Here is a 12,749-nt window from a genome sequence, read left to right as displayed (position 1 = left end):
CCCCGATAACGACCATTGCCATCATAGAGATATCCCAGTGTAGATAGTTCCGGGGGATCGTGAATATTGCTGTCATACATGACCGTTGGATGACAGGCAAATCAGCGTGCCTGTGGCGGCCTCGTCGACGGGTTCATCCGCAAAGAGGCCGCCTAAGACTTACATCAACTCCCCGTCCCTTGTCCGATCAGCACCCCATCGACCTGCTGACCATACAGGTTCACCCCATCATTGGCATGAAACTTCACCCGCGTTTTCTCGATGGATCCTTCCACCAGCCGCGGGTCCTGTGGCCGCTCGTGGCGGTTGATCCACGCCGCCACGTCCCAGGCCTGCTGGTCGCTTAGGCTGCCTGGCTTGCCCAGCGGCATGTTGTACTTGATGAACGACGCAGCGGTGTTGATGCGGTGCATGCCAGCCCCCCAGTTATAGGAGTCCTTGCCCCAAAGCGGCGGCATTACGTACTCGCCTGCGACCTTTTGCCCTTCACCGTTATCGCCATGGCAAATCGCGCATTGTTCGCGGTAAACCTGCTGGCCGCGCTTGAAGTCATAACCGCCCTTGGGTTGTGCCACCTCCGGATAACCACGCCCGGCAATCTCCACACCGGTCGGTGCCTTGGTCGACAGCCAGTATGAATACACTGCCAATGCCGTCATCTGCGGGCTGTCAGCGGCCGGTGGCTTGCCGTTCATACTGAACTGGAAACACCCCTGGATACGCTCAGCGAAGGTGTTGACCTTGTCATTTTTCTTGCGATACGCCGGGTACATCGGGTAGGCGCCCCACAGCGGCGCCGAATGCGCCAACCGCCCCTGATCGAGGTGGCAGTTACTGCAGTTCATGCCATTGCCCACAGCCTCGGGCATCAATCGGCGGGTATCGACAAACAAGGCATGGCCTTCACGCACCATCTTGCCAAAGGCATTATCGGGCAATTCACTCTCTGCGGGCGGCACGAACTGCGGTGCCGCCTGCACAGCGGGAACCTTCAACTGCGACTGGTCTTCCATGGCGATCGGCGTGGCCTGGGCGCTGCCCACGGTCAGCAGCAACAAGACTGGAATCATGGTTTTCATGGCGTGACCTCCTGGCTGGCGGGGCGAGCGAAGAACTCGGCAACGGCCTTGACCTCCTCATCGGTCATGGCCTTGGCCACGCCGACCATCAGCTGATTGGGGTCATTGCTGCGGCTGCCGTCACGCCAGGCGTTGAGCTGTGCCACCAGGTAACTGGCGGGCTGGCCGGCCAAGGGCGGGAAGTGTTCGCCCACCCCGCCGCCTCCCGGCCCATGGCATTGCACGCAGCCAGGAATCTGCCGACTCCAGTCGCCGTACAGGGCCATGCGGGTGGCAGGGTCATTGGCAATCTGCTGCCGGCGCAGGTCGCCAGCGGGCGCTGCCGGCAGGCTGGCCAGGTAGGTACTGACGGCCTTGATTTCATCGTCGCTCAAGGCCTTGGCCAAGGGCTCCATCACTGGCTGCTTGCGGCTGCCGTTGCGCCAGTCATGCAACTGCTTGGCAAGGTAACCGGCCGGAAGCCCGGCCAACCGTGGAAAGCCGGCAGCGGCAATGCCCTTGCCATCCGGGCCATGGCAACCAAGGCAGGCCATGGCAGCGGGGTTGGCTCCCCCCTGGGTGAAGACCTTCTGACCGTCAGCGGCATGTGCCGTGGGCCAAACCAGGATCAGCAGGCTGCCGATCATCACGCGTCTCAACGGTGTCATCATGAATCTCCTTTTCTTTTGTTATATGTTTAGGCTTAAAACATATAAGCAGAGAAAAGAAGACCCGTTGCCTCAGATCAACTTCCGGAGATGCATTCGGTTGCGGCAGTGCGCACATCCCCAAGGCGCAGCGGGAAGTTATTCAGCCGCTCGTGCAGTTTGATGCTGCTGCCGCTGCCCCGCTTGTCGATATCCACCAGCGCCGCTGGGCCAGCACTTGATGCGATTTTCTGCGGTACGATCAGCCGCAGGCCGTCACCACGCTGCTCTTCGGTCAGCGGGTCACGCGTATCGGCCAGCTTCTGCTTTACGCAATCGGCATAGGCACGCGGGCTCTTGCCAGAGATCACATCCAGCGTTTCATGCGATTGTTCCAGCTCCGCGACACTCACGCAGCCACCCAGCGCCACCGACAACGCCGCCACCATCCACTTCATTTGCAGCACCTCTGCCTTCAAGAATTCGCTTCGACCACATCCAGGCGGTTTTGCTCCCTGCTTTGGCAGAATTATCCACGCCTGGTGATCAGCGCGGCAGTGTAACGGCACATCGTGGTATCTTTTGCTTTTGCAGATCCAAACCTTGCGGAGCATCACATGAAATTCGTACACCAGCGCGAGCACCTCAACGAGGACGATATCGTCGTCATCGAGTGCTCCCAGCGCTGCAATATCCGCCTGATGAACGACGCCAACTTCCGCAGCTTCAAGAACGGCGGCCGTCATACTTACCACGGCGGCCATTTCGAGAAGTTTCCGGCGAAGATAACCGTACCCAGCACCGGCTTCTGGAACATCACCATCGATACCGTGACCACTCGCCCGATCTCGGTCACCCGCAAGCCAACCCTGACCCACAAGATCAAGATCATCCGTCGCTCGTCGTCGAAACTCAGATAAGGCCACCATGACCCAGACCATCAAGTACGTCATCAAATACAAGCTCGACGGCCAGCGTCGCTGGGATTTCGCGTTGATGCCCGATGCCTCGCAAGAGCAAGCCCTCGAGGCCCTGCGCAAGATCCACGGCGAAGACGCCGACAAAATCAGCGACATTCAGGTCAGCAAGGCCCTGTAAGACTCGCCGCAAGCCCCCGCCGCACCGCTCGCCCCACGCAAGGAGAATCGCATGAGCCATTGGCCCGACCGCCGTATCCTCGATCTGCTGGGCATCGAGCTGCCCATTCTGCAGGCCCCCATGGCGGGGGCCACCGGCTCAGCCATGGCCATTGCCGTGGGCCTGGCAGGTGGCCTGGGCGCCCTGCCCTGCGCCATGCTCAGCGGCGAACAGGTGCGCGCCGAGATCGCCGCATTCCGCGCTGGCTGCCCGGGGCACCCGTTGAACCTGAACTTCTTCTGCCACCAGCCACCAGCGCCCGATGCCGAACGCGATGCACGCTGGAAGCAGGCACTTGAGCCCTATTACAGCGAAGTGGGCGCCGATTTCGCAGCGCCCACCCCGGTGTCCAACCGCGCGCCTTTCGACGAGCAGAGCTGCCAACTGGTCGAAGCCTTGCGCCCGGAGGTGGTGAGCTTCCACTTCGGTCTGCCCAAGGCAGAGCTGCTGCAGCGGGTAAAGGCCAGCGGTGCCAAGGTACTGTCCAGCGCCACGACCGTGGAAGAAGCGGTCTGGCTGGAGCGCAATGGCTGCGACGCGATCATCGCCATGGGTTATGAAGCCGGTGGCCATCGCGGCATGTTCCTCAGCGATGACATCACCAGCCAGATAGGCACCTTCGCTCTGGTACCGCAGGTGGCCGATGCCGTCGGCGTGCCGGTGATTGCCGCCGGTGGTATCGGCGACCACCGCGGGCTGTTGGCGGCACTGGCCCTGGGCGCCTCGGCAGTGCAGATCGGCACGGCTTACCTGTTCTGCCCCGAGGCCAAGGTGTCGCCAGCGCATCGCCGGGCGCTGGACAGCGCGCCTGCCAGCGACACCGCGCTGACCAACCTGTTTACCGGCCGCCCGGCGCGCGGCATCAACAATCGCATCATGCGCGAGCTAGGGCCGATGAGCGAACTTGCACCGCGCTTTCCGCTGGCGGGTGGGGCATTGATGCCTTTACGGGCGATCACCGACCCGCAGGGTAATAGTGACTTCAGTAATCTTTGGTCGGGGCAGGCATTGCGGCTGGGGCGGCACATGCCAGCAGGTGAGCTGACCCGGGAGATCGCCGGGAAGGCACTGGCAGTGATCGGTCACCAGGCATTCTGACAGGCAGGCTAGGCCTCTTCACGGCAACTGGTTTATCGCTATATAGTTATGGCTATAACGATAACCTCAAGGATCTGTCTTCATGCGCTTGCGCTCACCCCAGTTGACCTTCACAGCCCTGCTCAGCCTGCTGGCCCTCAACACGGCCTGGGCCGACGAAGTCCAGGTCGCGGTCGCAGCCAACTTCACAGCTCCTGTCCAGGCCATCGCCAAGGCCTTCGAAAAAGACACTGGCCACAAACTGGTCGCGGCCTATGGCGCCACCGGGCAGTTCTATGCGCAGATCAAGCATGGTGCTCCGTTCGACGTGTTCCTCGCCGCTGACGACACCACCCCCAAGAAGCTTGAAGCAGAAAAGGAAACCGTACCCGGTTCGCGCTTTACCTACGCCATCGGCACCCTGGCCCTGTGGTCTGCGAAGGAAGGCTACGTAGACGCCAAGGGTGAAGTGCTGAAGAAGAACGCATATAAACACCTGTCCATCGCCAACCCGAAAGCTGCTCCTTACGGCCTGGCCGCCACGCAGGTACTGGACAGGCTGAAGCTCACCGAGGCCACCAAAGGCAAGATCGTCGAAGGCCAGAACATCACCCAGGCCTTCCAGTTCGTCTCCACCGGCAACGCCGAGCTGGGCTTCGTCGCCCTGTCGCAGATCTACAGGGATGGCAAGGTGGCCAATGGCTCGGCCTGGATCGTGCCGTCCGACCTGCACGACCCGATCCGCCAGGACGCTGTCATCCTCAACAAAGGCAAGGACAATGCGGCCGCCAAGGCACTGGTCGAATACCTCAAAGGCCCGAAAGCCGCAGCGGTGATCAAATCCTATGGTTATGAACGCTGATGCCACTGGATGCCAGTGACCTGGGTGCCATCTGGCTGACCGTAAAACTGGCCAGCCTGACCACACTGATCCTGCTGGTTATCGGCACACCCGTCGCCTGGTGGCTCGCGCGCACGCGCTCATGGCTGCGCGGGCCGGTGGGTGCGGTAGTGGCACTGCCGCTGGTACTGCCACCTACGGTGATCGGCTTTTACCTGTTGATCGCCCTTGGCCCGCACGGCTGGCTCGGGCAGGCCACCCAGGCGCTGGGCCTGGGCACTGTGGTGTTCAGCTTCACAGGCCTGGTGATTGGCTCGACGGTGTACTCCCTGCCGTTCGTGGTACAACCACTGCAGAATGCCTTTGGCGCAATCGGCCAGCGGCCCCTGGAAGTCGCCGCCACCCTGCGCGCCAGCCCATGGGACACTTTCGTTCATGTGGTGCTGCCGCTGGCCCGCCCTGGTTTCGTCACTGCCAGCATCCTCGGCTTTGCCCACACGGTCGGCGAGTTTGGCGTCGTACTGATGATCGGTGGCAACATCCCCGACAAGACCCGCGTGGTTTCAGTGCAAATTTTCGATCACGTCGAAGCCATGGAGTACTCGCAAGCCCACTGGCTGGCCGGTGCCATGCTGGTGTTCTCTTTCCTGGTGCTGCTTCTGCTGTACGCTGGACGCCGCGGCAAAACTGGCTGGAGCTGAAATGACCGCATCGATTGTGGCGCGCCTGAAACTGGCGCGCGACGACTTTACCCTGGACGTCGACCTGCACCTGCCCGGGCGCGGCATCAGCGCGCTGTTCGGCCATTCTGGCTCCGGCAAGACCAGCTGCCTGCGCTGCCTGGCCGGGCTGGAACGGGCCGCTAGCGCCTATATCGAGGTCAACGGCGAAGTCTGGGAAGACAGCACCCGTGGCCACTTCCAGGCACCGCACCTGCGTCCGGTGGGCTATGTGTTCCAGGAGGCCAGCCTGTTCCCGCACCTGTCGGTGCGCGGCAACCTTGCGTTCGGCTGGCGCCGGGTAGCGCCCGCTGAACGCAAGGTCAGCCTCGACCAGGCTTGCCAACTGCTGGGTATCGGCCACTTGCTGGACCGCCGCCCGGCAACCCTGTCTGGTGGCGAGGCGCAGCGGGTGGGTATTGCCCGCGCCCTGCTCAGCAGCCCACGGTTGTTGTTGATGGACGAGCCGCTGGCAGCCCTCGACGGCCCGCGCAAGCGCGAGATACTGCCCTTCCTGGAGCGCCTGCATGACGAACTGGACATCCCGCTGATTTATGTCAGTCACGCCCAGGATGAAGTCGCGCGGCTGGCCGACCACCTGGTGTTGCTGGAACAAGGCCGGGCGATCGCCAGCGGCCCGATCGGCGAAACCCTGGCTCGCCTCGACCTGTCGCTGGCCCAGGGCGACGATGCCGGGGTAGTGTTCGAGGGTATGGTGGTAGGGCACGACTCGCACTACGGCCTGCTTGACCTGCGCCTGCCCGGCAGCAGCGGGCCGCTGCTGCGCATCACCCACGCGGCACAGGTGATGGGCAGCACCTTGCGCGTCAAGGTGCAGGCCCGGGACGTCAGCCTGGCACTGGCGGCGGACAGCGCATCGAGCATCCTCAACCGCCTGCCGGTACGTGTGCGCGAGAGCCGCCCGGCGGCCAACCCGGCGCATGTGCTGGTCAGCCTGGATGCCGGAGGCAATGCCCTGCTTGCACGCATCACCCGCTTCTCGGCAGACCAGCTCGGCTTGCACACAGGGCAGGTACTGTTCGCCCAGATCAAGTCGGTGGCCCTTTTGGGTTGAGCATCCTTCGCGCGCGTATTGTCCATTGAGCTGTGACCCGATCGAGGCCTGCAGCCCATGCCCGACTGCCCCCTGCCGCGCACCCTGCACTACGTTGACGACAGCCAGCCGGGCCTGACCCGTCGGCGCTGGCGCGACCGTTTCATCTATCTGGATGCCGATGGCCAACGGGTACGCGACAGCGACACCCTCTCGCGCATCGCCGCACTGGTGATTCCCCCGGCCTACACCGATGTGTGGATCTGCGCCGATCCGCAAGGCCACCTGCAAGCCACTGGCCGCGATGCCCGTGGCCGCAAGCAGTACCGCTACCATGCGCAGTGGCGCGAACTGCGCGACCAGCACAAATACGGGCGCATGCTTGCGTTCGCCCAGGCCCTGCCAAAGCTGCGCGCACAGCTGGAAGCCCACCTCGCGCGGCCAGGGCTGGACCGGGAAAAGGTAATGGCGCTGGTAGTGAGCCTGCTGGACCACACCCTGATTCGGATTGGCAACCAGCGCTACCTGCGCGATAACAAGTCGTATGGACTGACCACCCTGCGCAATCGCCATGTGCAGGTCAAAGGCAGCAACATTCGCTTCCAGTTCCGCGGCAAGCGCGGCGTCGAACACAACGTCACCCTCAACGATCGGCGCCTGGCCAACTTGCTCAAACGCTGCATGGAACTGCCCGGACAGGCGCTATTTCAGTACCTGGATGAAAACGGCCAGCGCCATAGTGTCGGCTCCAGCGAGGTCAATCAGTTTTTGCAGCAGTTGACCGGCGCCGACTTCACCGCCAAGGACTATCGCACCTGGGCCGGCAGCAGCCTGGCATTGCACCTGCTGAGGCCCTTGGCCTGGGAGCCGGAGAGTGAAGCCAAACGCCAGGTCGCCGCGATAGTCCGTCAGGTAGCCACGCGCCTGGGCAATACGCCGGCAGTGTGCAGGCGCTGCTACATCCACCCGGCAGTCCTGGAGCACTATACGTTGGGGCGCCTGGCCAATTTGCCGAAAAACCGTGTGCGCAAAGGCCTGGACCCGGAGGAAGTGGCCTTGCTGTTGTTTCTTCAGGCTCTCGAGGAACAGGAGGACCATTAAGCTTGTCTATTCAGCCCATGATGCGAAGAAATTTCCCATTAGCCGCCAACCCCCCTATTCTTGGCAGCGAGCGCCTTGGCCGACAAACCGTTGACGGTTTGCTTTGGCACCTGCAACTGAAGACACGCAACAGAATTTGTCTGTCGGGGAATTAATATCCGCCGAAAGCGTCTTTAATGAGAAGGAAGAGGGACAAGCTCCCGCCGCCGGGGCAACTAGCCCTGCGGATTTTTATATCACCAAGGAGAACTACATGCTGATACTCACCCGTAAGGTTGGCGAAAGCATCGTCATCAACGATGACATCAAAGTCACCATTCTGGGCGTCAAAGGGATGCAGGTGAGGATTGGTATCGATGCACCGAAAGATGTTCAGGTCCATCGAGAAGAGATCTTCAAACGCATCCAGGCCGGTAGCCCGGCGCCGGAGAAGCACGAAGACTCCCACTGAGCCTCCCCCCGAGGGGCATGGATGCGCTCGACCGCCAGTCTCAGGTGCCCAGCAACTGATGCACAGTGGCGATCATCTCATCCATGTCGAACGGCTTGTCGAATATTGCGGCAAACAGGGCCGGGCATCGTTGGCTGGCCTGTGCGCCGCTCATGAGGATGACCGGCAACTCGCTTAACGCCGGGTCCTCGCGGATGGCACGCGCCAACTCCTCACCGTTGAGTAGCGGCATCATGTAGTCGGTAATCACCAGCTGCACGCGTTTTTCCTTTAACGCCTCCAGTGCTTTGCAGCCATTGCTCGCCTTTTCCACCAGAAAACCTTCGTCCTCCAGGGCAAACCCGAGGATATCGGCGATCAGGTATTCGTCATCGACAATCAGGATGGTGTTCATCAGCTCGTCCGTCACCCGCTCTCCTGCGGCGTCGGCGTTCCCGAAAGCACACCGCAGGCACCTTCGAACGCCTTGAGCAAGGTAATGCCTTGCGGCCCGATCAGCAGCTCGTGCAAGGCCGGGTCATGGTGGCTGTCACGTACTTTGAGGACCGACAGCATGCGCCGTAGTTGCGAGTCCAGTTCGACAAAGCGCATCAGCATAAGGTTGTCGACGATACTCGACAGGTCCGGTGCGGGGGCGCTGATTTCCGCGCCGAAGATGTCGCGCATCTCCCAGGTCAGCATCACACTGACATCGCGCGCGCGCAACTCACCCGCCAGCGCGCGGAAAAACGCATTGAGCCGCGTCGAGTCAATTGCCAGCCGGCTGAATGCACCAAGGCTGTCGATCACCACGCGCTTGCTGCCCTGCGCCGCCACACGCTCCAGCAGCCGCGCGCCAACCTGGTCCAGCAAGCCCTCGGTGGTCGGCTGCCAGCACAGTTGCAAGCTACCACCCTGCTCCATCGCGGCAAAATCGTAACCGAGCGAAGCGGCCTTGCTGCGCAGACGTTCGGGCGTTTCGTAAAAACCGAAATGCAACCCCGGCGCCTGCGGGGTGCTGGCACCGAGAAAGGCCAGGCCCAATGACGTCTTGCCACTTCCCGAAGGCCCCATCAACAGGCTGACTGACCCAGTGGCCAAGCCACCGCCAAGCATTTCATCGAAGGTTGGCACACCGCTGCTGACGCGCGCCAAGGTGCCGCTGCCCAACTGGCTGGGGTGGCTGAACAAGGCTTCCAGGCGAGGATAGACCTGCATGCCGGACTCATCGATAAGGCATTCGTGACGCCCCGACAACGCGCCACTGCCACGGGTCTTGCGCAACTGAACATGGCGCACGGCGCGGCTGCCCACCAGTTGCTCACCCAGTTCGATCACGCCATCGACCATGGTGTGTTCCGGGCTGCCTTCGTCCAGCCGGGCACTGGTCAACAGCAGAACGGTGCAGCCGGCGAAGGCTGCATGCCCCTGCAGTTCAGAGACGAACTTTTTGGTATCCAGCGCGGTTTCCGCACGTACCCGGGCATTGAGCACACCGTCGACGATCAGCAGGCTGGCCTGTTGCCGGGCGATTTCCTGACGCAATAACCGCACCACCGCATCCAGCCCGTCCTGCTCAAGGGTATCAAAGGCACTGACGAACTGGATTTGGTCGCCGACCAGCGCCGGATCGAAGAAGTCCAGCGTGGACAGGTACTGGAACAAGCGTTCATGCGACTCGCTCAGCAAGGTGGCCACCAGCACCCGACCACCGCCCCGCACATGGCCGCAGGCCAACTGATTGGCGAGGATGGTCTTACCAGCCCCCGGTGGCCCCTGGATAATGTAGGAGGCGCCAGCTACCAGGCCACCCTTGAGCAACGCGTCGAGCCCGTCGATCCCCGTTACCAGCCGCTTCAGTGCCTGTGCCATGTTGTCTACCTGTCGAGTGGGCTATCCGTCTGGTCCTGATACATTGGCAAGTACAGTTGCATGCAAGTTCCCCGGCCAGGCTCACTATCGACACAAATGGCGCCGCCGCTTTGCCGGGCGAAACCATAGACCTGGCTAAGCCCCAGGCCGGTACCCTTGCCAAAAGGCTTGGTGGTGAAAAACGGCTCGAAGATACGCGGCAGTATTTCTGTGGGTATACCTTCGCCGCTGTCTTCCACCTTGAAGCGCACGAAGCTGCCCTTGAGCCCTTCAACTTCGCCGAGCAGCTCGACCACATCGACAGTCAGGCTGATCCGGCCATGCCCCTCGATGGCGTCACGGGCATTGAACAACAGGTTGAGCAACACCATCTGCAGTTGCCCGGCATCCACCTCGATCAGCGGCAGGTCCGGTTGCAGCAATACCTCCAAGTCAATTGAGCTTGGCAAAGCATGCTCAAGCAGGCCACGCGTAGCGGTAACCAAGTCTGAAGGGGCAACGCTGGACACATCGAGCTTGCGGTGCCGGGCAAAGCTGAGCAGTTGCTGGGTCAGTTCGGTGCCGCGCTGGCTGGCATCGAGGATGTGCTGCAACATGCGCTGGGCGCGTGCCGGGTCCTGGGTGGCCAGCGCCAGGCGCGCCGAGCTGATGATGATGGTCAACATGTTGTTGAAGTCGTGCGCCAGACCACCGGTCAACTGGCCGAGGGCTTCAAGCTTCTGCGCCTGGAACAGCTGGGCGCGCACTGCGTCCAGCTGCAGCGCCGACTCGCGACGGTCAGTGATATCGCGTGTCACCTTGGCCAGGCCTATGATCTGGCCATTTTCATCACGGATCACATCCAGTGCAGCCAGGGCCCAGAACTGCGTGCCGTCCTTGCGCACCCGCCAGCCTTCGTCCTGCGCCACACCCTGCTCCAGCGCCTGGCGCAGCAACTGATCGGGGCGGCCATCCGCACAATCCTGTGGGGTGAAGAACAACGAAAAGTGCTTGCCGATCACTTCATCGCCACGGTAACCCTTGATCCGTTGCGCGCCGGCGTTCCACGACACCACATGGCCGGAGGGGTCGAGCATGTAGATGGCATAATCCACCACCGACTGAACCAGCTGTTCATAACGATGGGCAGGCATGACGGGAGATTCGAGACAGTCAGCTGGAACCATGCAAACTCCACTGGCACAGCAGGAGGGAGGAAATGAACGTAGCCCGGAGTGTCTGCCAGTAGACAGTTGAACCACTACAGGCAGTCAGCGTTCCGGCTCGGACAGCACCGGGCCGATGCGCCGTGGCATGGCCACTTTCAGCAACCACAGGCTAAGCAGCATGATCATACCACCGCCGGCCAGGGCCAACATACGCTGCTGCTGTGAGTGCTCTGCATCGAAGCCCAGCAACAGCAGATACCCGCCCAGGCTGATCAGGCTGATGTAAAGAAAAGCACCCAGCACGAGCACCTGCGCGAACAGCAGCCGCCAGAACAACCGTGGACGCACCATGTCTTCGCCAACTCCACCCTGCGTCATTGCGGAACACCCACGGGGCCATTTACCGGGCAACAGTTGCGTGATGATGGCAAGGTGTCAATTGCCCGTTTGATCGACCCCTCTATCTGTTGATCATAGGTGCTGCAGTTGACTCAACTATAACAATGGGTTATAAAGCGCGCTTGATTGCGAAGCCCTTCTGCTTAGAAGCGAGCTGGTCGTTGCGACCCCTTCAAGCGTGCGAGTGTGGTGGAATTGGTATACACAGCAGACTTAAAATCTGTCGGCGTGAGCCTTGCGGGTTCGAGTCCCGCCACTCGCACCAAACTTCGTTGAAAAGGCGCCCTTGCGGCGCCTTTTTGCTGCCTGACGGCAATGTCTTGCGCAGCTGCTAAAGTGGAGCTTGTACTCGTCCACTGGAACGCCGCCATGCGCTACTCCCTGTTCGATGGTCAACGCGACATCATTATCCTGATCGCCCGCATACTGCTGATGATCCTGTTCGTCTTGTCCGGCTGGGCCAAGCTGACCGGCTTCGATGGCACGGTAGGCTATATGACCTCACTCGGCGCCCCTGCACCGATGCTGGCGGCAGGGATTGCCGTCATTATGGAGTTTGTCGTCGCAATCCTGTTGATCCTCGGTTTCTACACGCGACCGCTGGCGTTCCTGTTCGCACTGTTCGTGCTGGGCACCGCGTTGCTTGGCCACCCGTTCTGGAACATGGTCGACCCCGAGCGCAGCGCCAACATGACCCAGTTTCTGAAAAACCTCAGCATCATGGGCGGCCTGCTGTTGCTGGCGGTAAGCGGGCCCGGCCGGTTCTCGGTGGATGGTCGCTGAGTCAGTCGTCGCAATCGTCGAACCAGGCTGGGTGATCGCGCTCTTCGTCATCGAGGTCGTCCAGCGTTTCTTCGTCCTCCTCCACTTCATCCTCGGCGCCCTGGGCATCTGCCTCGGGCGCCACGTCGTCGTAGAGGAATTCGTGGTCGAGCAGGTGATCGTGCTCGGGTTCGTGCAGGTCGTCTTCGTCGCGCATGCTGGCTCCTGGGATAATGGCAGGCCTGTATAGGCTGATCAGGGTGCCGGGTCAATGCGTTGTCGCTTAATCCTGGGTTAACCGGCACGGCGCAGCCTGCAAGCTCTCCCTTCAAACGTCTTTTGCCCGCCTTTCATGGCGGGCTTTTTTATGGTTCTTCACGAAATGCCGACATCCGGATTGGCACACTGACCCTGCTCCGTACGTTCTTGCAGCCCGCCGCATCATTGCCGCGGGCTTTTCTTTTTTTCCGCACATGCCAGTCAGGCATACGCAGGCATTTTATG

17 protein-coding genes and 1 tRNA gene are annotated in these 12,749 nt (G+C 61.5%); 10 read left to right on the top strand and 8 right to left on the bottom strand.

What is annotated here, in order from left to right; all coding sequences use genetic code 11:
• Nucleotides 1–164: 164 nt before the first annotated feature.
• The 3 genes from ACF8EA_RS21995 to ACF8EA_RS21985 form a co-directional block, all read right to left on the bottom strand.
• The gene (locus ACF8EA_RS21995; RefSeq protein ID WP_021784248.1) at nt 165–1,079 is read right to left on the bottom strand and encodes a c-type cytochrome; all 915 of its coding nucleotides are present in this window, start codon (nt 1,077–1,079) and stop codon (nt 165–167) included.
• Nucleotides 1,076–1,726, bottom strand: coding sequence for a cytochrome c (locus ACF8EA_RS21990; protein ID WP_367250760.1), 651 nt, complete (start codon nt 1,724–1,726; stop codon nt 1,076–1,078). Before ACF8EA_RS21990 ends, ACF8EA_RS21995 begins: the two co-directional genes overlap by 4 nt.
• A gap of 77 nt (nt 1,727–1,803) precedes the next feature.
• Nucleotides 1,804–2,163, bottom strand: coding sequence for a hypothetical protein (locus tag ACF8EA_RS21985; RefSeq protein WP_021784250.1), 360 nt, complete (start codon nt 2,161–2,163; stop codon nt 1,804–1,806).
• A gap of 159 nt (nt 2,164–2,322) precedes the next feature.
• On the opposite strand from ACF8EA_RS21985, the gene ACF8EA_RS21980 reads away from it, so the two are divergent.
• The 8 genes from ACF8EA_RS21980 to csrA all read left to right on the top strand — a co-directional run bounded on the left by ACF8EA_RS21980 (nt 2,323) and on the right by csrA (nt 8,085).
• Complete coding sequence (locus tag ACF8EA_RS21980; RefSeq protein ID WP_003250918.1) at nt 2,323–2,625, top strand: DUF1883 domain-containing protein; 303 nt, start codon at nt 2,323–2,325, stop codon at nt 2,623–2,625.
• 7 nt (nt 2,626–2,632) lie between these two features.
• Nucleotides 2,633–2,803: a hypothetical protein gene (locus tag ACF8EA_RS21975; protein WP_021784251.1), complete on the top strand. Its 171-nt coding sequence runs from the start codon at nt 2,633–2,635 to the stop codon at nt 2,801–2,803.
• A 51-nt stretch (nt 2,804–2,854) separates the two neighbouring features.
• Nucleotides 2,855–3,940, top strand: coding sequence for a nitronate monooxygenase family protein (locus ACF8EA_RS21970; protein WP_021784252.1), 1,086 nt, complete (start codon nt 2,855–2,857; stop codon nt 3,938–3,940).
• An 82-nt stretch (nt 3,941–4,022) separates the two neighbouring features.
• Entirely contained in the window at nt 4,023–4,781 is a 759-nt protein-coding gene (modA, locus tag ACF8EA_RS21965; protein WP_392523207.1) for a molybdate ABC transporter substrate-binding protein, read from the top strand.
• Entirely contained in the window at nt 4,781–5,461 is a 681-nt protein-coding gene (gene modB / locus ACF8EA_RS21960) for a molybdate ABC transporter permease subunit (RefSeq protein ID WP_103444200.1), read from the top strand. The genes modA and modB overlap by 1 nt, the downstream gene beginning before the upstream one ends.
• Before the next feature lies 1 nt (nt 5,462).
• The gene (modC, locus tag ACF8EA_RS21955; protein ID WP_323601289.1) at nt 5,463–6,554 is read left to right on the top strand and encodes a molybdenum ABC transporter ATP-binding protein; all 1,092 of its coding nucleotides are present in this window, start codon (nt 5,463–5,465) and stop codon (nt 6,552–6,554) included.
• A gap of 57 nt (nt 6,555–6,611) precedes the next feature.
• Nucleotides 6,612–7,634, top strand: a complete 1,023-nt coding sequence (locus tag ACF8EA_RS21950) for a DNA topoisomerase IB (protein WP_021784256.1) — start codon at nt 6,612–6,614, stop codon at nt 7,632–7,634.
• A gap of 253 nt (nt 7,635–7,887) precedes the next feature.
• Nucleotides 7,888–8,085, top strand: a complete 198-nt coding sequence (csrA, locus tag ACF8EA_RS21945; RefSeq protein WP_012051904.1) for a carbon storage regulator CsrA — start codon at nt 7,888–7,890, stop codon at nt 8,083–8,085.
• 40 nt (nt 8,086–8,125) lie between these two features.
• On the opposite strand, the gene ACF8EA_RS21940 is transcribed toward csrA, so the two are convergent.
• The 4 genes from ACF8EA_RS21940 to ACF8EA_RS21925 all read right to left on the bottom strand — a co-directional run bounded on the left by ACF8EA_RS21940 (nt 8,126) and on the right by ACF8EA_RS21925 (nt 11,462).
• Nucleotides 8,126–8,479, bottom strand: coding sequence for a response regulator (locus ACF8EA_RS21940; RefSeq protein WP_392523205.1), 354 nt, complete (start codon nt 8,477–8,479; stop codon nt 8,126–8,128).
• Between the two features lie 11 nt (nt 8,480–8,490).
• Nucleotides 8,491–9,936 (bottom strand): ATPase domain-containing protein, encoded by a 1,446-nt coding sequence (locus ACF8EA_RS21935; protein WP_392523203.1) that lies wholly within the window; start codon nt 9,934–9,936, stop codon nt 8,491–8,493.
• Nucleotides 9,937–9,941: 5 nt separating this feature from the next.
• Complete coding sequence (locus tag ACF8EA_RS21930) at nt 9,942–11,102, bottom strand: nitrogen regulation protein NR(II) (RefSeq protein WP_392523201.1); 1,161 nt, start codon at nt 11,100–11,102, stop codon at nt 9,942–9,944.
• An 84-nt stretch (nt 11,103–11,186) separates the two neighbouring features.
• A complete protein-coding gene (locus ACF8EA_RS21925; protein ID WP_028697657.1) occupies nt 11,187–11,462 on the bottom strand; it encodes a hypothetical protein in 276 nt (91 codons plus the stop codon).
• A 201-nt stretch (nt 11,463–11,663) separates the two neighbouring features.
• On the opposite strand from ACF8EA_RS21925, the gene ACF8EA_RS21920 reads away from it, so the two are divergent.
• Together ACF8EA_RS21920 and ACF8EA_RS21915 are read left to right on the top strand one after the other, a co-directional pair.
• Nucleotides 11,664–11,748: transfer RNA gene (locus ACF8EA_RS21920), tRNA-Leu, on the top strand.
• A gap of 104 nt (nt 11,749–11,852) precedes the next feature.
• Nucleotides 11,853–12,266 (top strand): DoxX family protein, encoded by a 414-nt coding sequence (locus tag ACF8EA_RS21915; RefSeq protein WP_021784521.1) that lies wholly within the window; start codon nt 11,853–11,855, stop codon nt 12,264–12,266.
• Between the two features lies 1 nt (nt 12,267).
• On the opposite strand, the gene ACF8EA_RS21910 is transcribed toward ACF8EA_RS21915, so the two are convergent.
• Nucleotides 12,268–12,462 carry a hypothetical protein gene (locus tag ACF8EA_RS21910; protein ID WP_021784522.1) on the bottom strand — a complete coding sequence of 65 codons (195 nt, stop codon included), beginning with the start codon at nt 12,460–12,462 and terminating at the stop codon, nt 12,268–12,270.
• Nucleotides 12,463–12,749: the final 287 nt, after the last annotated feature.

The organism is Pseudomonas sp. YQ_5 (assembly GCF_043103305.1).
GTDB classification, from domain to species: domain Bacteria; phylum Pseudomonadota; class Gammaproteobacteria; order Pseudomonadales; family Pseudomonadaceae; genus Aquipseudomonas; species Aquipseudomonas putida_Y.
Note: the sequence above shows the minus strand (reverse complement) of the source record. Positions and strands in the feature narration are given on the sequence as shown.

Excerpts from the sequence above, each read along its gene's own strand:
- ACF8EA_RS21940 (WP_392523205.1), bottom strand. The coding sequence starts at position 8,479 with ATGAACACCATCCTGATTGTCGATGACGAATACCTGATCGCCGATATC.
- ACF8EA_RS21975 (WP_021784251.1), top strand. The coding sequence starts at position 2,633 with ATGACCCAGACCATCAAGTACGTCATCAAATACAAGCTCGACGGCCAG.
- ACF8EA_RS21985 (WP_021784250.1), bottom strand. The coding sequence starts at position 2,163 with ATGAAGTGGATGGTGGCGGCGTTGTCGGTGGCGCTGGGTGGCTGCGTG.
- ACF8EA_RS21970 (WP_021784252.1), top strand. The coding sequence starts at position 2,855 with ATGAGCCATTGGCCCGACCGCCGTATCCTCGATCTGCTGGGCATCGAG.
- ACF8EA_RS21910 (WP_021784522.1), bottom strand. The coding sequence starts at position 12,462 with ATGCGCGACGAAGACGACCTGCACGAACCCGAGCACGATCACCTGCTC.
- ACF8EA_RS21930 (WP_392523201.1), bottom strand. The coding sequence starts at position 11,102 with ATGGTTCCAGCTGACTGTCTCGAATCTCCCGTCATGCCTGCCCATCGT.
- ACF8EA_RS21980 (WP_003250918.1), top strand. The coding sequence starts at position 2,323 with ATGAAATTCGTACACCAGCGCGAGCACCTCAACGAGGACGATATCGTC.
- ACF8EA_RS21995 (WP_021784248.1), bottom strand. The coding sequence starts at position 1,079 with ATGAAAACCATGATTCCAGTCTTGTTGCTGCTGACCGTGGGCAGCGCC.
- csrA (WP_012051904.1), top strand. The coding sequence starts at position 7,888 with ATGCTGATACTCACCCGTAAGGTTGGCGAAAGCATCGTCATCAACGAT.
- modC (WP_323601289.1), top strand. The coding sequence starts at position 5,463 with ATGACCGCATCGATTGTGGCGCGCCTGAAACTGGCGCGCGACGACTTT.
- ACF8EA_RS21950 (WP_021784256.1), top strand. The coding sequence starts at position 6,612 with ATGCCCGACTGCCCCCTGCCGCGCACCCTGCACTACGTTGACGACAGC.
- modA (WP_392523207.1), top strand. The coding sequence starts at position 4,023 with ATGCGCTTGCGCTCACCCCAGTTGACCTTCACAGCCCTGCTCAGCCTG.
- ACF8EA_RS21915 (WP_021784521.1), top strand. The coding sequence starts at position 11,853 with ATGCGCTACTCCCTGTTCGATGGTCAACGCGACATCATTATCCTGATC.
- ACF8EA_RS21925 (WP_028697657.1), bottom strand. The coding sequence starts at position 11,462 with ATGACGCAGGGTGGAGTTGGCGAAGACATGGTGCGTCCACGGTTGTTC.
- modB (WP_103444200.1), top strand. The coding sequence starts at position 4,781 with ATGCCACTGGATGCCAGTGACCTGGGTGCCATCTGGCTGACCGTAAAA.
- ACF8EA_RS21935 (WP_392523203.1), bottom strand. The coding sequence starts at position 9,936 with ATGGCACAGGCACTGAAGCGGCTGGTAACGGGGATCGACGGGCTCGAC.
- ACF8EA_RS21990 (WP_367250760.1), bottom strand. The coding sequence starts at position 1,726 with ATGACACCGTTGAGACGCGTGATGATCGGCAGCCTGCTGATCCTGGTT.